The organism is Vibrio sp. Hep-1b-8, assembly GCF_006124995.1.
In the GTDB taxonomy this organism is placed as follows: Bacteria; Pseudomonadota; Gammaproteobacteria; order Enterobacterales; family Vibrionaceae; genus Vibrio.
In genome coordinates this window covers 22,250-40,834 of sequence record NZ_QEWN01000100.1, presented here as the reverse complement: position 1 = coordinate 40,834, position 18,585 = coordinate 22,250, and the positions used below count along the sequence as shown (strand labels likewise).

Here is an 18,585-nt window from a genome sequence, read left to right as displayed (position 1 = left end):
AACACTGTTTTATTTTGGATTGAAAAATATCAAAATCATGATTATTAAGGTTTTTTTCTTGTTGTTGAATTTGTTGTCATTAAGAAAAATTTTAGTTTTTTTTATTAACTTGCGGGGTTTTTGAGTGTTTTTAGGTAACGAAAAATAATGAGTAAATCGCTGTGTAAGCACTGTTTTTTTTGAGCGATGGATTTAAGATGATTTAGTCCCCAAGTTTGTTTACACTAAGAGAAATTGATTAGTTAGCTCACTACCTAGTCCAGTGTGGATTAGGTAGTTTTGTTTTGTCCAAAGATTGCTTTGGAATGAGGTACATAATGGAAAAAGTCCCAATGACGTTGCGTGGCGAACAGAAGCTGCGTGAAGAATTAGAAAGACTATTGAAGCTTCGCCCAAAGATTTCTGAAGCGATTGCTGAAGCTCGTGAGCTTGGAGATCTTAAAGAAAACGCTGAGTACCATGCTGCACGTGAAGAGCAGGGTATCTGTGAGGCTCAGATTCGTGATATCGAATACAAACTGTCGGTCGCACAGGTAATCGATGTGACTAAGATGGACAATACTGGCAAGGTTATCTTCGGTTCGACGGTGACTTTGATCGATTGTGATACTGAAGCAGAGAAAACTTACCAAATCGTCGGTGAAGACGAAGCGGATATTAAAGCTGGTCGTATCTCTGTAAGTTCACCGATTGCACGCGGTTTGATTGGTAAGATGGAAGGTGACGAAGTCGTTATTTCTACACCAGGCGGCGACCGTGATTTCGAAATCGATAAAGTTGAATATATCTAAGTTCAGTGATGTGAGAGCATTTCTTTAGAACAGAGATAGCAAAAAGGTCGCAGTCGCGACCTTTTTTGATGTTGCTATTGGTTAGCCATTATTTACGTGGAAGCTCGATTTTGCGATCTTCAGTTTGACGGTACAGGATAAGAGTTTTACCAATTACTTGTACTTTTTCAGCGCCAGTTTCACGTACAATAGCATCTATGATAAGACCTTTAGTCTCACGGTCTTCAGAGGCTACTTTGATTTTGATTAGCTCATGATGATTTAGAGCAATTTCAATTTCCGCCAGAACAGCTTCAGTAAGTCCATTTGCGCCCATAAGCACAACAGGTTTTAGACTGTGCGCTAGGCCTTTGAGATGCTGCTTTTGTTTAGTGCTTAGGTTCATTACGCGGCCAATTTTCTTTACTATAAGGGTTGAAAAATACCATTTTAACGCCATCTAACCGTGAAGACTATAATTTATTGGGTTAGTTGCTCCCTCTATCTGTTAGGTATCGAATGAGTAAACAAAAACATTCGGCCAGCTCGGGTCGCTGGTTGAAAGAACATTTTGACGATAAGTACGCCAACGAAGCGCGAAAAAAAGGCTATCGTTCACGCGCTTATTTCAAAATGGAAGAGATCCAAACCAAAGATAAATTACTAAAACCTGGTATGACTGTGGTCGATTTAGGTGCAGCACCCGGTGGGTGGTCCCAATATGCTGCTAAGATTGTAGGTGAGGAGGGACAAATTATTGCTTGTGACCTGTTACCTATGGATCCTATTGCAGGGGTAAGCTTCCTCCAAGGTGACTTCCGTGAAGAAGCCGTACTAGAAGCTCTGCTGGACAGAATCCAACCATCAATGGTTGACGTTGTGATGTCTGACATGGCTCCGAATATTGCTGGTAATAACTCTGTGGACCAGCCAAGAGCAATGTATTTAGTTGAATTGGCTTTAGATATGTGTCGACAAGTTCTAGCCCCTAATGGTAGCTTTGTTGTAAAGGTTTTCCAGGGGGAAGGCTTCGATCAGTTTGTTAAAGAAGTCCGCGATACTTTTAAAGTCGTCAAAGTCAGAAAACCAGACTCATCGCGAGCTCGCTCACGAGAAGTCTTTGTTGTAGCCACTGGTTACAAAGGTTAACTATTTTGCCCCTTGCTGGGCAGGTTAACACTATAGCTACAGGTTATAAACTGTAGTACCCTACCTTTAATTACAATTAGTTATCGAGAGGCTTACACCTTGAGTGACATGGCAAAAAATTTAATTCTGTGGCTTGTTATCGCCGTCGTCTTGATGTCGGTTTTCCAGAGCTTTGGCCCTGGAGAAAGCAATGGCAGAGCGGTGGATTACACCACATTTGTACAGGAAGTTGGCCAAGGCCAGATTCAGGAAGCAACTTTTAAAGACGGTGAAATTTCTTTCACACGTCGTGGCGGCGGCGCGCGTTATGTTACTTACATGCCAGTCTACGACCAGAAGCTACTTGATGACCTAATTAATCAAAATGTGAAAGTACAAGGTACACCTCCAGAAGAGCAAAGCCTGCTAGGTACTATCTTCATTTCATGGTTCCCAATGATCTTACTGATTGGTGTATGGATTTTCTTCATGCGCCAGATGCAAGGCGGTGGCGGCAAAGGCGCGATGTCTTTCGGTAAGAGCAAAGCTCGAATGATGAGCGAAGAGCAAATCAAAACCACGTTTGGTGATGTTGCTGGCTGTGATGAAGCAAAAGAAGACGTCAAAGAACTGGTTGATTTCTTACGTGACCCAAGCCGCTTCCAAAAGCTGGGAGGTAAGATTCCAACGGGTGTCTTGATGGTAGGTCCTCCGGGGACCGGTAAAACGCTACTTGCTAAAGCGATTGCTGGTGAGGCGAAGGTTCCATTCTTTACCATTTCTGGTTCTGATTTCGTTGAAATGTTTGTTGGTGTTGGCGCATCTCGTGTACGTGATATGTTCGAACAAGCGAAGAAAGCTGCGCCGTGTATTATCTTTATCGATGAGATTGATGCGGTAGGCCGTCAACGTGGTGCCGGTGTTGGTGGTGGTCACGATGAGCGTGAACAGACACTAAACCAAATGCTGGTTGAAATGGATGGCTTTGAAGGCAACGAAGGTATTATCGTGATTGCGGCGACTAACCGTCCAGACGTACTAGACCCTGCACTTCTTCGTCCTGGTCGTTTTGACCGTCAGGTTGTCGTTGGTCTGCCAGATGTACGTGGTCGTGAGCAAATTTTGAAAGTTCACATGCGTAAAGTACCACTAGCAGCAGACGTCGAGCCATCACTTCTAGCTCGTGGTACACCGGGTTACTCTGGTGCAGACCTTGCTAACCTTGTTAACGAAGCGGCGCTATTTGCCGCTCGTGGTAACAAGCGTAATGTGTCTATGGTCGAGTTTGAACAAGCGAAAGACAAGATCAACATGGGTGCTGAGCGCAAGTCGATGGTTATGTCGGAAGAGATCAAGGAGTCGACGGCATACCACGAAGCGGGTCACGCGATTGTGGGTTATTTATCTCCTGAGCACGATCCTGTACACAAGGTAACGATTATTCCTCGTGGCCGTGCATTGGGTGTGACGTTCTTCTTGCCTGAGCAAGATGCAATCAGCTACAGCCGTCAGTTCCTTGAGAGTAAGATTGCGACACTTTACGGTGGTCGTATCGCTGAAGATCTGATCTACGGTGCTGATAAAGTATCAACGGGTGCGTCAAACGATATTAAAGTAGCGACAAACCTAGCGCGTAACATGGTGACGCAATGGGGTTACTCTGAAAAACTTGGTCCTCTTCTATACGCAGAGGAAGAAGGTGAAGTATTCCTAGGCCGTAGCGTAACGCAGACTAAACACGTGTCTGACGATACTGCTAAGCTGATAGACTCTGAAATTCGTGCCATTATCGACCGCAACTACGATCGTGCACTAAAACTTATCCAAGACAACATGGATATTATGCACGCAATGAAAGATGCGTTGATGAAGTATGAAACGATCGATGCAGGTCAAATTGAAGACCTAATGCAACGTAAAGAAGTCATTCGTGAGCCTGCTGGCTGGGGAAGTAACGCTAATAGCAAGCAAGAAGAAAAGTCTGAACCTGAAGAGAAAAGTGAAGCACAAGATTCTGAAGTAAAATCAGAAGAGCCGACGACTTCTCAAGAAACAACATCAGCAGAAGCAGCAGAGAAAAAAGACTCTGAGTAACTAAGCTTTTAAAAGAAACCCCGAGGCAACTCGGGGTTTTTGTATTTAAAGGTAAAGAGCCCAAGTATGATTCTGAAAGCAAACAATAAATCGCTGGACCTGTCACAACCACAGGTCATGGGAATTCTAAACGTCACCCCTGATTCCTTTTCTGACGGCGGTAGATACCACTCACTAGATAATGCGCTTGCTCAGGCGCAGCGAATGATTGAAGCTGGGGTAACTATCATCGATATCGGTGGTGAATCGACGCGCCCAGGTGCGCCTGATGTCGCGTTGGAAGAAGAGTTGCAACGTGTGATTCCGGTTATTCGAGCGATTAGAAAGCAACACGATGTCTGGATTTCTATCGATACCAGCAAAGCTGAAGTGATGCGCCAAGCGATTGAAGCTGGTGCGGATATTATTAATGATGTCCGTGCTTTACAAGAGCCAAGGGCACTAGATGTCGCGGCTCAATCTGGGTTGCCAATTTGTCTTATGCATATGCAAGGTCAGCCACGGACGATGCAGTCGAATCCTCACTACGAAGATTTATTAAAAGAAGTGGGTGAGTTTTTGCAAGAGCGTATAGAAGCGTGTGAAAAGGTCGGTATCCAGCGTAGTCAGCTTATTCTTGATCCAGGTTTTGGTTTTGGCAAAACTTTACAGCACAACTACCATATGTTGGCGCATTTAGAACAGTTCCATCAATTTGGTTTGCCGATTCTCGCGGGAATGTCGCGTAAATCTATGTTGTTTAAGTTGCTTGATAAAGCACCTGATGAGTGTATTGCAGCGAGTGTCAGTTGCGCTACAATCGCAGCCATGAAAGGCGCACAAATCATCCGTGTCCACGATTTTGAACAAACGCTTGATGCTATGAAGATTGTCTCAATGGTTAGTCAAAACCACTGAGCAGAAAAATGATTATAAAAAGGATTCACTATGTCTGATAAGAGACGCTATTTCGGTACCGATGGTGTACGTGGCAAAGTTGGCCAATACCCGATTACACCAGACTTTGTCCTTAAACTCGGATGGGCTGCGGGCCGTGTACTGGCTAAACAGGGGACGAAGAAGGTCATTATTGGCAAAGATACACGTATTTCTGGCTATATGCTTGAATCTGCTTTAGAGGCGGGTTTAGCAGCGGCGGGACTAAAAGCAACCTTTACGGGCCCAATGCCAACGCCTGCTGTCGCATACCTGACGCAAACTTTCCGCGCAGAAGCGGGGATTGTGATTTCTGCATCTCACAACCCGTATTATGACAACGGTATTAAGTTTTTCTCTTCTGAAGGTACTAAGTTACCTGATGATATCGAGTTAGCGATTGAAGCCGAACTTGATAAAGATATCGAATGTGTTGAGTCAGCCCTGCTAGGTAAAGCCTCTCGTTTAAACGATGCTGCGGGCCGTTACATCGAGTTTTGTAAAAGCACCTTCCCATCAGAGTTAAGTTTGGCGGGTCTTAAAATCGTTGTCGATTGTGCTCATGGTGCAACTTACCATATTGCACCAGCAGTATTTAGCGAATTAGGTGCTGATGCTGTGGCGATGGGCATCGAACCAAACGGTACGAACATTAACCATGAAGTTGGTGCGACGGATGTACGTGCTCTGCAAAAGCGAGTTGTAGAGGAAGGTGCAGCACTTGGTCTGGCTTTTGATGGTGATGGCGATCGTATCATCATGGTTGACCATTTAGGCAATAAAGTGGATGGTGACCAAATCGCGTATATCATCGCTCGTGATGCCATGCGTCGTGGTGAGTTAAAGGGGGGGGTTGTTGGTACGCTAATGACTAACCTTGGTATGGAAAATGGTCTGAAACAACTGGGTATTCCATTTGTCCGCGCGGCTGTTGGTGATCGTTATGTGATGGAGCAACTTCTTGCAAAAGGGTGGAAAATCGGTGCAGAAAACTCTGGTCACGTTATCTTGTTGGACAAGGTAACGACGGGAGACGCTATTGTTGCGGCACTACAGGTTTTAGCGTCAGTTGTGGGCAGCGATATGTCGCTACATGACTTATCTCAGGGAATGACATTGTACCCTCAGGTACTGGAAAATGTTCGATTCCAAGGAGATTCTAATCCACTAGATGCTGATGCCGTCAAGCAAGCGACGGCTGAAGTTGAAGCTGAGCTAGGCGAAAAAGGTCGAGTCTTATTGCGTAAATCAGGCACAGAGCCTTTGATTAGAGTGATGGTTGAAGGCGAGGATGCACAACTGGTTCAATCCTCGGCACTTAAAATTGCTGCGGCAGTGAAAGCGAGCTTCTAACGGCAAATCCAATACAAAAACGCCACCGATATCGGTGGCGTTTGTTTATCGCGGGACGTTATTCTTCATCTTCTTCGGTACGCTTTTTACCCCAAACTTCGATCTTTGCTTTCTTACTGAGGCCGACTGCACTTAGAGTTGTACTTCCCCAGCTATCGTATGTCATCTCAAGTTTCTTAAACTTGGCATCTTTGCCGCCAGGCAGAGTCCAGACTCTGGTTGACATACCTTTGGTTAACGTGCCCATCGATTGAAGTTCTTTGCGACTACCATCAGACATAGTCACCACGATACTCTTTAAGTTAACGGTACCTTGGACGACTTTAATCTTTAGTTTGCTAAAGTTGCGCTGGCTGACGTACGCAAGGGGTTCTACGGTATCAGTTTCAGATTTGTAGTTGACCACTTTATCGCTGATCATTACCCAGTCATCGCTGCTTTGCGCGAAAGTTTGTGGAGCGATAAGGATAATCAGTGAGGAAAGCAAAAGGGTGATGAAATGTTTCATAGTGCCTCTTTGTTTTATGTTACGATTGGCTCGTTCAAACCAGTGACGAATCCTTATGCCACAACACGAGCTAGAGTATTTACAAGAAATGGGTATTCAGTGCTATGAGCTGACCCATCCAGAACGATTGCAAGGCTATCAAGCCCCTCGCATCGTTTTGCAAGAGTCTTGTCAACTTGTGCTGATCTCACCCCAATATCCGAAAAATGAGACAGCAATTATGTTTGAAAGGGTATTGAAAAGCATCAATCTAAACTTGGAACAAGCACAACACATCTTTCCTCACCAAGTGAGTCAGTTACCTGATCACCAGTTAGAGTGGGCTTGGTTTGCGGGCTGTGAAGTACAGCCTGATGTGCAAGGGAAGGTATTATCTTCTCCTTTGCTCAGTGATATTGATGGTAATAACGATCAGCGTCGAGCGCTGTGGCAACAAATCTGTTCGTACAAATAGCCATGTTAAACATCTTCCCATTACTGCCAGAACATTTAGATCAAGTCTGGAACATTGAACGTCAGGCACACTCTCATCCATGGTCAGAAAACATGGTTCGAGATATCAATAGTCGTGGTGGTTGCCACCATGTGTTGTGCGATGATAATCAGGTTGTTGGCTATTTTTATGCGCAAAACATTGTAGGCGAAGTCACTTTGCTGAATATTGCCGTTTCTCCCGCTTATCAAGGGAAAGGATATGGCAAACAACTTATGCTAGCTTTTCTCGATATGTGCGAACAAGCACAGGCTGACAGTGCATGGTTAGAGGTAAGAGAAAGTAACCACAATGCTTTTGGTTTGTATGAGTCTATCGGGTTTAACGAAGTCGACCGTCGCCGGAACTACTACCCAACAGCATCAGGCAAAGAAGATGCAATTATCATGAGCTACATCTTCTTTTAGGCCCTGATTACTTTTGTACGGCTTTTGCCGGAGTCGGCTCGTCGATTTGATAGTGGTTTCTCTCGAAGCGCTCTGTCAGTTCTGCTACGGGGAGGGGTTTATCGAACAAATAGCCTTGAAACTGAGCGCAGCCCAACTGTTTGAGCGCTTGTAACTCGTAAGCGTCTTCGACACCTTCTGCAATGACTTCCAGTTTTAATCTTTGAGCCGTCATGATGATGGTATCAACTATCGCTTGATCACTCTCATCTAAGTGTAGTTGGGTGACGAATGAGCGATCTATTTTAAGGACGTCGACGGATAGGTGTTTCAGGTAGCGCAGAGATGAGTAACCCGTACCAAAATCATCGATCGATGTCTTTAAGTTGTGCTCTTTAAGCTCCGTCATTTTTTGAATCGCAGCATCGACATTTTCTAGCAGCAAATTCTCAGTGATTTCCAACTCAATATGCTCACCACTGATGCCAGCTTGTGTCAGAGAGTCGACGATGTGTTCTACAAAGGAGTTTTGTGAGAACTGCAAAGGGCTGATATTGATGGCTAATCGGCGGAATGTCTCAGGCAGAATATTCTGCTTTTTCCAAGAGGCATACTGATAGCAAGCCTGTTCGATAATCCAGTTACCGATCTGCAATATTTGGCCAGTTTCTTCCGCTATCGGCATAAACACCCCTGGGGGCAACAACCCTTTTTCTGGGTGGTTCCAGCGGATCAACGCTTCGACACCAACGATATGGTGCTTTTCATCAACCTGTGGTTGGTAATAGAGCTCCAGTTGTCCTTTATTGATTGCTTCATGCAATCCTTTTTCGATTTCCAGAAACGACTCGACCTGTGCTTGCATCTCTGGTTCGTAAAACATGTATTTGTTACGGCCTGCGACTTTGGCGCGGTAGAGTGCGGTATCGGCTTGACGCAAAACATCGATATTCGTGCTGCCCACCGAAGGGAAAACGGCGATACCAACACTAACGGTGCAGTAAAGTTGGTGATCATCAATAGAATAAGGATTAGAGACGAGTGCCAGTAATTGCTGAGCCAGTTCGTGAGCCTTTTCTGCATTTGTGTGAGGTAACAGTAGGGCAAACTCATCCCCGCCGATTCTCGCAGCCGTGAAGTCCGTCTTCAACCAAGCTTCAATACGTTTTGAGATGGCTTTGATAAGGTTATCACCTATGGTATGCCCCAAAGAGTCATTGATAGTCTTAAAGCGATCTAAGTCGAGGTAGAACAGTGTCCCAGCTTGCTTACTGCCATTGGCATCGTCGATGGCTTTACTCAAAAGCTGTAACAGCAGGCTGCGGTTAGCAAGGCCAGTCAATGAATCGTAATAAGCGAGTTGATTGAGTTTCACCTCGGCCGCTTCTCTGTCCTTCCAAAGTGTATGGAAGGTTTGAGCAAGTTGACCTAGTTCATCATCGCGATACTGAGTTGGAGGCGGGAGATCACTCTTATTGTCTTGCAGTGATCTGACCCATTCAATAAGTGTCACGAGAGGTTTAGACAACTTCTGATAGAAAAACATCAGCAAGATAGAGGTCAGCAAGATGTTACGGAACAGGTCAAACAGTAGAATTTGCGTTGTCTTTGCAATGAAATTTTTCGCGATGTAGGCGCCATTGACTGAGAAGCTTAATGAACCTACCACAACATGAGAGTTCGGTTGATGTAGGTCTGTAGTAAAAACGGGAGCAGTGGGTGTTAGGTAACTGGATAGTGCTTCTGTGAATTTGCTTTGCAGAGAAATATTGCGCTCTTTCTGAGTTAAGGTATCACCAAAGTCATCGACAATTTGCACTTTATATACGGCATTATCCATCATCAGGCTGGAAGCTACCTGTTCAGCAAGCAATTGATTCAAGTGATAAGCCGCTTGACTCGCATTGGAGTAATTTTGCAGTAACTTGAACTGATAATGCTCTTGAATTCGCTTCTGCTCCTGATGGAGATCCACCAAAATATGGTACAAGCTAAAACAGATCCCCAATATCACCGATACCAAGAAAACGGTTTTAGCTTGCCGAAAAGCTAATGAGTTAATTTTTTTGCTTTTAGCCATAGTTCAGATCAGTTCCCTCTACTCCTTTAGTTATAGCTCATATTTATTGATATTTTAATTTGTAACTAATTTGAAGTGCTTTTTTGCTCATTTTCATTGATGAAGTTGCTCCCCAGTTCAATATAAGCGAAAATACCGCGCAAAATTGAATCGAACCGCTAGGGCTAGAGTAATAGCCCTCTTTAGCTTATAGACAGAAGAAGACTCTCTCATGTCAGATACACCTTTTCTTGGCGAAGTTTCTAAGCGTAGAACTTTCGCAATCATCTCGCACCCAGATGCGGGTAAAACAACTATTACAGAAAAAGTACTATTGTTCGGACGCGCGATCCAAACAGCGGGTACAGTTAAAGGTCGCGGTTCTGCTCAACACGCTAAGTCCGACTGGATGGAAATGGAAAAAGAGCGTGGCATCTCGGTAACAACCTCTGTTATGCAGTTTCCTTACAATGAGTGCCTCGTTAACCTACTCGATACACCGGGACACGAAGACTTCTCGGAAGATACCTATCGCACGCTTACTGCTGTCGATTCATGTTTGATGGTAATCGACGCTGCGAAAGGTGTCGAGGACCGTACTCGCAAACTGATGGAGGTAACACGTTTACGTGATACACCTATCGTTACTTTCATGAATAAATTAGACCGTGATATCCGCGACCCAATGGATCTGCTAGACGAAGTTGAAAGTGAACTCAAGATGTCTTGTGCACCTATCTCATGGCCAATTGGTTGCGGTAAAGAGTTTAAAGGTGTTTACCATATCCATCGCGACGAAACCATTTTGTATAGCACGGGTCAGGGCCATACCATCCAAGAGTCTCGCATCATTAAAGGGTTGGAGAATCCAGAACTTGATGAAGCCGTTGGTAGCGATCTTGCAGAGCAGCTACGTGAAGAGCTCGAGTTGGTTATTGGCGCATGCCCTGAATTTGACAAAGAGCTGTTCTTGGCGGGTGAATTGACGCCAGTATATTTTGGTACCGCGCTAGGCAACTTTGGTGTTGACCACATGTTGGATGGCTTAACTGAATGGGCACCAGCTCCGATGTCACGTCAGGCTAATGAACGTGAAGTGAAAGCAAGTGAAGAGAACTTCACTGGCTTCGTATTTAAGATTCAGGCCAACATGGATCCTAAGCACCGCGACCGTATCGCGTTCATGCGTATTGTCTCTGGTACCTACAAGCAAGGTATGAAGATGAACCATGTACGTATTGGTAAGCAGGTGAATATTTCTGATGCGGTGACCTTTATGGCAGGTGACCGTTCACGTGCAGAAGATGCCTATGCGGGTGACATCATTGGTCTTCACAACCACGGTACTATCCAGATTGGTGATACCTTCACTCAAGGTGAAACACTTAAGTTCTCTGGTATTCCAAACTTTGCTCCAGAACTCTTCCGTCGTATCCGCTTGAAAGATCCTTTGAAGCAAAAGCAGTTGCTAAAGGGACTTGTTCAGCTTTCAGAAGAAGGGGCGGTACAGGTTTTCCGTCCACTACAAAACAACGATCTTATCGTTGGTGCGGTTGGTGTGCTGCAGTTTGATGTTGTTGTTGCTCGCTTAAAAGCAGAATACAACGTGGAAGCGATTTATGAAGGCGTTAACGTAGCAACAGCACGTTGGATTGAGTGTACAGACGGTAAGAAACTGGATGAATTTCAGCGTAAGAACCAGTCAAACTTAGCACTTGATGGTGGTGACAACCTGACTTACATCGCCCCAACTATGGTCAATCTGAATTTGGCGAAAGAGCGTTTCCCAGATGTGGAGTTCCGCGCAACACGCGAACACTAATCTTGGTCGTATTTGGGGTGATAACTGCGTTAACTTCGCAAATTCACCCCAATCACATAGTGGACTATGCTCATGGGGCCGGATTTGTTCATTGCCTTGCCAGAACTCCAACTATTTTTAGAGTCGAGATCGGGCTTCGCCCTGCGAGAACGCTTCGCTCCGAGAATTGAGTTAGTCGCTAGCTTTTAGTTCTTTTTTGAGCCTAATTATCTGACTTTAAAAGAAAAGGGTTGGCACTAAGTGCCAACCCTTCAAACTTTTCTCGACACTCGACACTCGACACTCGACACTCGAAACTATTTCTTTTTCTTAGCGACTTTCTTCTTACCTTTTGCCGCTACTTTTTTCTTGTCGTCTTTCTTTTTGTTCTTTTTCTTAAACACAGGTTTTTTATGTTTAGGACGCATCTCTTTAATGAAACGCTCTTTGATCTCTTCTTTAACGTAACGTGCTACACGATCCATCATTGGTTGGTCATGGGCTTCTACTAGTGAAACTGCGTTGCCTTTCTTACCGGCACGGGCAGTACGGCCAATACGGTGTAAGTAAACATCAGCACTGCGTGGCATGTCGAAGTTGATGACGTGACTCACATCTGGAAGGTCGATACCACGAGCGGCAACGTCAGTTGCTAATAATACGTTTACCGTTCCATCGCGGAAGCGACTGATGGCATTGTTGCGACGATCTTGTGGCATTTCACCTTGGATCCAAGCACAAGCAATTTGTGCTTTTTCCAGCTCGACACGCAGCTCGGCGAGACGTTCACGTGTTTTCAAGAAGACGATGGAGCGTTCTGCTTGCTCGGTAAGGATCTTCTTCAGGAGATCCAGTTTGTGCGACATATCGTCTGCGCGGTGGTACCACTGAGAAATTTTCTTGCGCTCGCGACGCGATGGCTCTGCATCAACTTCTGCTGGATCATTAAGCAGATCGGCTGTGAAGCCCTCAACACCTTTGCCTTCTAATGTGGCAGAGAAGAGTAGGGTCTGTTTACGCCAACGACATTCTGATGAGAGACGATCAACGGTTGGACCAAAGCCCATGTCTAACATGCGATCTGCTTCATCCAGAATTAGCCATTCGATCGCGCGACAATCAAAGCGCTCAGACTCGATGTATTCCATCAAACGACCTGGTGTTGCAACCACGATATCTTGAGTTGTTGCAAGAATATCTGCGTGTTCTTGGTATTGAACACCACCAGTAATGGTAAATATGTTGAGGCTTGTGTGCTTCGCTAGCGCACGTGCTTGATCGGCTACTTGCATTGCCAACTCACGGGTTGGGGTCAGGATAAGAACACGCGCTGGCCCTGGTTTACGACGCGGAAAATCTTGCAAAAACTGCAATGCAGGCAGCACAAATGCTGCTGTTTTTCCTGTACCAGTAGGTGCAGAAGCCAATACGTCACGGCCATCTAAAGCTTGTGGGATCGCTTCAGCCTGAATTTGTGTCGGGCGGTCATAACCCATTTCTTCAATTGCGAGGAGTAGATTAGGATCTAACTCTAATTCAGCAAAATTTCTGATCACTATGATGTCTCCACAAGCGAGTTGGTGTGAGCAATAATTTAAGGGGACGTATTATAGAGTGATCGGTGATAAGGATCACACCTTATTTTTTACATCTTGAGATAAAAGTCTTTGGTTAGGTCAATAAACTCACTGGAATAGCCAGCAGCTTGGTGAATTGTCAGGTTTTGATATTGGGTCGCAACGGATTGTTTACTCAGTTCAAATAATAATCGGCTCACCGGCTTGTTGGCGGTTGGTTTGATAGAGCAGCATCTTTTTATAGACCAACCGAGCGATAGCGCGATAGCGATAAAGTGTTCACCTTCAACAATAGGTAGAACAAAACTGGCACAACCTGTCGGGGTCAGCAGTGACCAACAGCGCTCAATGAGGTGAGTGTGATTTAAGCTGTCGGTGTGTCTCGCCAAGGCCCGAGCGCTATTTACTGCTTGTTCTCCATTATTAAAGTAAGGTGGATTACAGATGATGGCATCGAATTTACGATCAAATTGATGTTTGAGAACATCGTTATGATGGAGTGTTATTCGATCAGACCAAGGCGAAGATAAGAAGTTAAAATTCGCGGCTGCAATGGCATTTTCTTCTATGTCGATCGCTTCGATAGACAATGTCGGTTTACGTTGAGCGCACATCAAACTTAGTAGACCTGTTCCCGTGCCCACATCGAGTAGTGATGCGCACTCGCTAAGATCCATCCACGCACCAAGTAAGACTCCATCAGTACTTACTGGCATGCCAGAATAGCCGCCATCAATTTTAAATTGTTTGAACTCAAAGCTTTTAGTTTTATTCATTAATTTTATCTTTATCGTCAATTGATTGTTTTTTGAGTTAATTGATCTGTTGTTAATAATTTGTATGGTTTATTGTGCTGTTTGTTCTCGGTGTGTAATGGTTTTTGGCTAGTTTATACGACTGTTCAATCTGCTTTGTGTAGTGATATATGCTGCTTTTTGCTTGTGATTATAAATTTATATGGTGTTTTTCGCCTTTGGGTTGCGAGCTGATGAGGTTTTCGTCATTATGCGCGCCTTAATTTAAAGAGTGGACGGCAATTATTGACCATCCAACAAACACAACATTCATTAGATTATAAGTAAAGGGTCGACAGTGAATCAGACTTTAAAATTAACAGATATTCTTGCGGTAGGCTTTATGCTATTCGCTTTCTTTTTGGGTGCAGGTAACATCATCTTTCCACCTCTAGCTGGTCAATTGGCTGGTGAAAACGTTATTCCTGCAATGTCAGGCTTTCTTCTAACTGCAGTAGGTCTACCTCTTATTACTATCGTTGCTATTGCAGTTGCCGGAGGCTCGTGGGAGCATCTGACCAAGGATCTTCCGCAACGCGGCGCCATGATTATGGCTGTGTTGATTTTTATCATCATTGGCCCAGCATTCGCGGCACCACGTACAGGCTTGGTTGCATACGAAATGGCGGTGAAACCTTTCTTTGCTGACGCGGCGCAGTCTCATCTGACTCTATTTTCAATCCTTTTCTTTGCTGTTGCTATGTTCTTTGCATGGTCACAAGGCAAGCTGATTGATGTGATTGGTAAAGTTCTAACACCTGTCTTGTTCCTAGGTCTGATCGTATTGGCTGTTGCGGTATTCATTGATCCACAAGGTCAGTTAATCGCGGCTCAGGGCGAATATCTTACTCATCCGTTGCAAAAAGGTTTCCTTGAAGGTTACAACACCATGGATACCTTCGGCTCATTAATGTTCGGTGTATTGATTGTTGATGCACTTCGCCAGAAAGGCATTACAGAGCAAAAAGCAACGTCTAAGTACTTGATCAGTGCAGCTTGTATTGCTGCGGCTGGCCTGACATTTGTGTACGTATCTCTGTTCTATCTTGGTGCAACAAGTGCAACGGTTGCGTCAGGTGCAGATAACGGTGGCGTGATCTTGAGCCTCTATGTGCAGTCTCTGTTTGGTCCTTACGGTCAGCTTGTGCTTTCTGTGATTGTATTGTTAGCGTGTTTGACAACGGCTATTGGTCTTGTGTCAGCGTGTTCAGATTACTTTAGTTCACTGACGCCAATTTCATACAAGACTTGGGTTATTATCAACGGTGTAGCTTGTGCGGTTGTTGCTAATGTGGGTCTTTCACAACTGATCGCTCTGTCGGTACCAGTTCTATTCGCACTATACCCAGTTGCTATTGCGTTGGTTGCACTGACTTTCCTTCGCAAGAAATTACCAAACCCTAAAGCGGCATACCGTGTGGTGATCCTTGTTTCTTTACTGTTTGCATTGATCGACGCTGCGAAGGTTGCGGGTGTTGATGTGTCAGCACTAAACATGTTGCCGTTATTTGATATCGGTATGGGTTGGTTACTACCAACGGTTGTGGCTATGGTTGCAATGCTATTTGTTGGCAAAGTTGAACAGCCAGTATTGGCGGAAGAGAACGCATAATTTCTCATCTTATCTAGTTAACAATCCCCTGTCGCGTAAGGCGTGACAGGGGATTTTTTTTGCATTTGAGTTTTTATGCAGCGATAAAAAATTCCTGTATCTTCATCACACTTTTGAGTACAATTCCTCGGTTAAATTCTACTCATAAATGTTGAGCAAACATGTTTGAAATCAATCCTATTAAAAACCGCCTAAAGGATGTGTCTGAGCGCACGAATATCCTGAGGGGGTATCTTTGACTATGATGCAAAACAAGAGCGTCTAGAAGAAGTCAACGCAGAATTAGAACAGCCAGATGTATGGAACGAACCTGAACGTGCTCAAGCACTAGGTAAAGAGCGTTCATCATTGGAAGCGGTTGTAGAAACTATCGACCTTCTCATTCAAGGTGTGGAAGATGTTGAAGGGCTACTTGAGCTGGCTGTAGAAGAAGAAGATCAAGAAACGTTTGATGAGATCGAGCCTGAACTTGCTGAGCTTGAATCTAAGTTAGAAAAGCTAGAATTCCGTCGCATGTTCTCTGGAGACCATGACGCTTCGGATTGCTACATTGATTTGCAATCAGGCTCTGGTGGTACAGAAGCGCAAGATTGGACTTCAATGATGCTGCGCATGTACTTGCGTTGGGCTGAAGCAAAAGGCTTTAAAACTGAGGTTATTGAAGTATCAGAAGGCGAAGTTGCAGGTCTAAAAGGCGCGACGGTTAAGATTTCTGGTGAGTACGCTTATGGTTGGTTACGTACCGAGACCGGTGTTCACCGTTTAGTTCGTAAATCGCCATTTGATTCAAGTGGCCGCCGTCATACTTCGTTTGCTTCTGCGTTTATTTATCCTGAGATTGATGACAACATCCAGATCGACATTAACCCTGCTGATCTGCGTATTGATGTTTACCGTGCATCTGGTGCTGGTGGTCAGCACGTCAACACGACAGAATCTGCGGTACGTATTACTCACGTACCAACCAATACGGTTGTGCAGTGTCAGAATGACCGTTCTCAACATAAGAACAAAGACCAAGCAATGAAGCAGCTTCGCGCCAAGCTTTTTGAACTAGAGATTCAGAAGCAAAATGCGGAAAAACAAGCGAACGAAGACGCTAAATCTGACATTGGTTGGGGGAGTCAAATCCGTTCTTACGTATTGGATGATTCTCGCATTAAAGATTTACGTACTGGCGTTGAAAACCGTAATACTCAAGCGGTTCTTGACGGCGATTTAGATAAATTTATTGAAGCTAGCCTGAAATCAGGTCTTTAAGCTTTTCACCGACACTTACGAAACAGGATACATCGAAAATGACTGATGCTGTTCAAAACGACAACGTACAAGAAGAAAACAAGCTGATTGCAGAACGCCGCTCTAAATTGGACGAGATCCGTAAGAGCTGTAAAGCAAACGGCCACCCAAACGACTTCCGTCGTGACGCGCTAGCGGGCGACCTTCAAAAAGAGTTCGGTGAAAAGACCAAGGAAGAGCTAGAAGAGCTAAACCATGTCGTCGCGGTTGCAGGCCGTATCATGGCTAAGCGTGGTCCGTTCCTAGTGATTCAAGAAACGTCTGGCCGTATCCAAGCATACGCAGATAAAGACGTTCAAAAAGTTCTAAAAGACAAATACCAAGGTCTTGATATTGGCGATATCGTTGGTGTTAAAGGTGCGCTACATAAATCTGGTAAAGGCGATCTTTACGTGAACATGGAAGAATACGAATTGCTAACTAAGGCACTTCGTCCACTTCCAGAGAAGTTCCACGGTCTGACTGACCAAGAGATGCGTTACCGTCAGCGTTATGTTGATCTTATTGTTAACCAAGATTCTCGTGAAGCATTCATCATTCGTTCTAAACTGGTTTCAGCGATTCGTAACTTTATGAGCTCAAAAGGCTACTTAGAAGTTGAAACACCAATGATGCATGTTATTCCTGGTGGTGCGACGGCTCGTCCATTCGTTACTCACCATAATGCACTCGACATCGACATGTACTTGCGTGTTGCGCCTGAGCTATATCTAAAGCGTTTAGTTGTTGGTGGTTTTGATCGCGTATTCGAGATCAACCGTAACTTCCGTAACGAAGGTCTATCTCCACGTCATAACCCTGAATTTACTATGATGGAATTCTACCAAGCATACTCTGATTACAAAGATCTGATGGATCTGACTGAAGAGATGTTAAGTACGGTTGCGATGGACGTGCTAGGTTCGACATCAATGCCTTACGGTGATGAAACGGTTGAGTTTGGTGGTAAATACGCTCGTATGAGCATGTTTGAAGCGATCAAACATTACAACCCTGAGCATGCAGAAATTCAAGCTCTAACGGAAGCGGATCTTCAAGATCGCGACAAGATGGTTGCGATTGCCAAGTCTGTTCATGTTGAAGTGGAAACTTTCTGGACGTGTGGTCAGTTACTTGAAGAGATCTTTGGTGAAACAGCAGAACCTCAGCTAATTCAACCTACCTTCATTACGGGTTACCCAGCGGACATTTCTCCGTTGGCTCGTCGTAGTGATGATAACCCGTTCTTTACTGACCGTTTTGAGTTCTTCATTGGTGGTCGTGAAGTAGCAAACGGCTTCTCTGAGCTTAACGATGCACAAGACCAAGATGAGCGTTTTAAAGCTCAGGTAAATGCAAAAGATGCTGGTGACGATGAAGCTATGTACTACGATGCAGACTACATCACCGCTCTTGAGCACGGCCTACCACCAACAGCTGGTCAAGGTATTGGTATCGACCGTCTAGCGATGCTATTTACCAATACTCATACAATCCGTGACGTAATCTTATTCCCTGCGATGCGTCCTCAAGCGTAAGTACCAATTAGTTTAAAAGCCACCTTCGGGTGGTTTTTTTATTTCTATCGCCAGTTTGGTGATTTTCTGTCGCTAAGTGATTCAGTGATAAAGAAAGGATACCATTCGGTAAGATAATGAAATTTTATTTATGGCGGTAAAATAGTTTGAATCTACTCTCACAATGTATGGAAAAAAGGCGATTCAACCTATAGTCTTATTATTGAGACAGATTCTCTGCCAGAGTCTCTATAATGTAACCAAATAGATTTATATGTGCCTAAGTACACATTGTATTCA

General features: G+C 44.5%; 16 protein-coding genes. 11 read left to right on the top strand and 5 right to left on the bottom strand.

Features of this window, described 5'->3' with window-relative positions; translation table 11 throughout:
* Positions 1–317 precede the first annotated feature (317 nt).
* Positions 318–791: a transcription elongation factor GreA gene (gene greA, locus DA100_RS10810; RefSeq protein WP_138972139.1), complete on the top strand. Its 474-nt coding sequence runs from the start codon at positions 318–320 to the stop codon at positions 789–791.
* A gap of 88 nt (positions 792–879) precedes the next feature.
* Here greA and yhbY read toward each other — a convergent pair whose 3' ends face one another.
* Positions 880–1,176 carry a ribosome assembly RNA-binding protein YhbY gene (yhbY, locus tag DA100_RS10805; RefSeq protein ID WP_138972138.1) on the bottom strand — a complete coding sequence of 99 codons (297 nt, stop codon included), beginning with the start codon at positions 1,174–1,176 and terminating at the stop codon, positions 880–882.
* Between the two features lie 113 nt (positions 1,177–1,289).
* On the opposite strand from yhbY, the gene rlmE reads away from it, so the two are divergent.
* The 4 genes from rlmE (at position 1,290) to glmM (ending at position 6,260) form a co-directional block, all read left to right on the top strand.
* Positions 1,290–1,919 (top strand): 23S rRNA (uridine(2552)-2'-O)-methyltransferase RlmE, encoded by a 630-nt coding sequence (gene rlmE, locus DA100_RS10800; RefSeq protein WP_138972137.1) that lies wholly within the window; start codon positions 1,290–1,292, stop codon positions 1,917–1,919.
* Between the two features lie 108 nt (positions 1,920–2,027).
* A complete protein-coding gene (gene ftsH / locus DA100_RS10795) occupies positions 2,028–3,992 on the top strand; it encodes an ATP-dependent zinc metalloprotease FtsH (RefSeq protein ID WP_138972136.1) in 1,965 nt (654 codons plus the stop codon).
* Between the two features lie 66 nt (positions 3,993–4,058).
* Positions 4,059–4,889 carry a dihydropteroate synthase gene (gene folP, locus DA100_RS10790; RefSeq protein ID WP_138972135.1) on the top strand — a complete coding sequence of 277 codons (831 nt, stop codon included), beginning with the start codon at positions 4,059–4,061 and terminating at the stop codon, positions 4,887–4,889.
* A 30-nt stretch (positions 4,890–4,919) separates the two neighbouring features.
* Positions 4,920–6,260 carry a phosphoglucosamine mutase gene (gene glmM, locus DA100_RS10785; protein WP_138972134.1) on the top strand — a complete coding sequence of 447 codons (1,341 nt, stop codon included), beginning with the start codon at positions 4,920–4,922 and terminating at the stop codon, positions 6,258–6,260.
* A gap of 58 nt (positions 6,261–6,318) precedes the next feature.
* Here the strand turns inward: glmM and DA100_RS10780 are convergent, their stop codons facing one another.
* Positions 6,319–6,768 carry a hypothetical protein gene (locus DA100_RS10780; protein WP_138972133.1) on the bottom strand — a complete coding sequence of 150 codons (450 nt, stop codon included), beginning with the start codon at positions 6,766–6,768 and terminating at the stop codon, positions 6,319–6,321.
* Between the two features lie 55 nt (positions 6,769–6,823).
* Between DA100_RS10780 and DA100_RS10775 the strand changes: the two genes are divergently transcribed.
* Together DA100_RS10775 and rimI are read left to right on the top strand one after the other, a co-directional pair.
* A complete protein-coding gene (locus DA100_RS10775) occupies positions 6,824–7,222 on the top strand; it encodes a DNA polymerase III subunit psi (RefSeq protein WP_138972132.1) in 399 nt (132 codons plus the stop codon).
* Between the two features lie 2 nt (positions 7,223–7,224).
* Entirely contained in the window at positions 7,225–7,668 is a 444-nt protein-coding gene (rimI, locus tag DA100_RS10770; protein ID WP_138972162.1) for a ribosomal protein S18-alanine N-acetyltransferase, read from the top strand.
* Between the two features lie 7 nt (positions 7,669–7,675).
* On the opposite strand, the gene DA100_RS10765 is transcribed toward rimI, so the two are convergent.
* Positions 7,676–9,727 carry an EAL domain-containing protein gene (locus DA100_RS10765; protein ID WP_138972131.1) on the bottom strand — a complete coding sequence of 684 codons (2,052 nt, stop codon included), beginning with the start codon at positions 9,725–9,727 and terminating at the stop codon, positions 7,676–7,678.
* 211 nt (positions 9,728–9,938) lie between these two features.
* On the opposite strand from DA100_RS10765, the gene prfC reads away from it, so the two are divergent.
* Positions 9,939–11,528, top strand: coding sequence for a peptide chain release factor 3 (prfC, locus tag DA100_RS10760; protein ID WP_138972130.1), 1,590 nt, complete (start codon positions 9,939–9,941; stop codon positions 11,526–11,528).
* Between the two features lie 296 nt (positions 11,529–11,824).
* Here prfC and srmB read toward each other — a convergent pair whose 3' ends face one another.
* Entirely contained in the window at positions 11,825–13,063 is a 1,239-nt protein-coding gene (gene srmB / locus DA100_RS10755) for an ATP-dependent RNA helicase SrmB (protein ID WP_138972129.1), read from the bottom strand.
* Between the two features lie 89 nt (positions 13,064–13,152).
* Positions 13,153–13,860: a methyltransferase gene (locus tag DA100_RS10750; protein ID WP_138972128.1), complete on the bottom strand. Its 708-nt coding sequence runs from the start codon at positions 13,858–13,860 to the stop codon at positions 13,153–13,155.
* Positions 13,861–14,176: 316 nt separating this feature from the next.
* Here DA100_RS10750 and brnQ point away from each other — a divergent pair, with 316 nt between their 5' ends.
* From brnQ to lysS, 3 genes are all read left to right on the top strand, one after another.
* A complete protein-coding gene (gene brnQ / locus DA100_RS10745) occupies positions 14,177–15,490 on the top strand; it encodes a branched-chain amino acid transport system II carrier protein (protein ID WP_138972127.1) in 1,314 nt (437 codons plus the stop codon).
* Positions 15,491–15,651: 161 nt separating this feature from the next.
* Positions 15,652–16,750 (top strand): peptide chain release factor 2 gene (gene prfB / locus DA100_RS10740; RefSeq protein ID WP_138972126.1). Its coding sequence is split into 2 segments (ribosomal slippage): positions 15,652–15,726 and positions 15,728–16,750, totalling 1,098 coding nucleotides; the frame shifts between segments, so codons are not numbered across the junction.
* 38 nt (positions 16,751–16,788) lie between these two features.
* A complete protein-coding gene (lysS, locus tag DA100_RS10735) occupies positions 16,789–18,306 on the top strand; it encodes a lysine--tRNA ligase (RefSeq protein ID WP_138972125.1) in 1,518 nt (505 codons plus the stop codon).
* Positions 18,307–18,585 lie beyond the last annotated feature (279 nt).

Excerpts from the sequence above, each read along its gene's own strand:
- greA (WP_138972139.1), top strand. The coding sequence starts at position 318 with ATGGAAAAAGTCCCAATGACGTTGCGTGGCGAACAGAAGCTGCGTGAA.
- rimI (WP_138972162.1), top strand. The coding sequence starts at position 7,225 with ATGTTAAACATCTTCCCATTACTGCCAGAACATTTAGATCAAGTCTGG.
- yhbY (WP_138972138.1), bottom strand. The coding sequence starts at position 1,176 with ATGAACCTAAGCACTAAACAAAAGCAGCATCTCAAAGGCCTAGCGCAC.
- rlmE (WP_138972137.1), top strand. The coding sequence starts at position 1,290 with ATGAGTAAACAAAAACATTCGGCCAGCTCGGGTCGCTGGTTGAAAGAA.
- prfC (WP_138972130.1), top strand. The coding sequence starts at position 9,939 with ATGTCAGATACACCTTTTCTTGGCGAAGTTTCTAAGCGTAGAACTTTC.
- DA100_RS10780 (WP_138972133.1), bottom strand. The coding sequence starts at position 6,768 with ATGAAACATTTCATCACCCTTTTGCTTTCCTCACTGATTATCCTTATC.
- DA100_RS10765 (WP_138972131.1), bottom strand. The coding sequence starts at position 9,727 with ATGGCTAAAAGCAAAAAAATTAACTCATTAGCTTTTCGGCAAGCTAAA.
- folP (WP_138972135.1), top strand. The coding sequence starts at position 4,059 with ATGATTCTGAAAGCAAACAATAAATCGCTGGACCTGTCACAACCACAG.
- DA100_RS10750 (WP_138972128.1), bottom strand. The coding sequence starts at position 13,860 with ATGAATAAAACTAAAAGCTTTGAGTTCAAACAATTTAAAATTGATGGC.
- ftsH (WP_138972136.1), top strand. The coding sequence starts at position 2,028 with ATGGCAAAAAATTTAATTCTGTGGCTTGTTATCGCCGTCGTCTTGATG.
- DA100_RS10775 (WP_138972132.1), top strand. The coding sequence starts at position 6,824 with ATGCCACAACACGAGCTAGAGTATTTACAAGAAATGGGTATTCAGTGC.
- lysS (WP_138972125.1), top strand. The coding sequence starts at position 16,789 with ATGACTGATGCTGTTCAAAACGACAACGTACAAGAAGAAAACAAGCTG.
- glmM (WP_138972134.1), top strand. The coding sequence starts at position 4,920 with ATGTCTGATAAGAGACGCTATTTCGGTACCGATGGTGTACGTGGCAAA.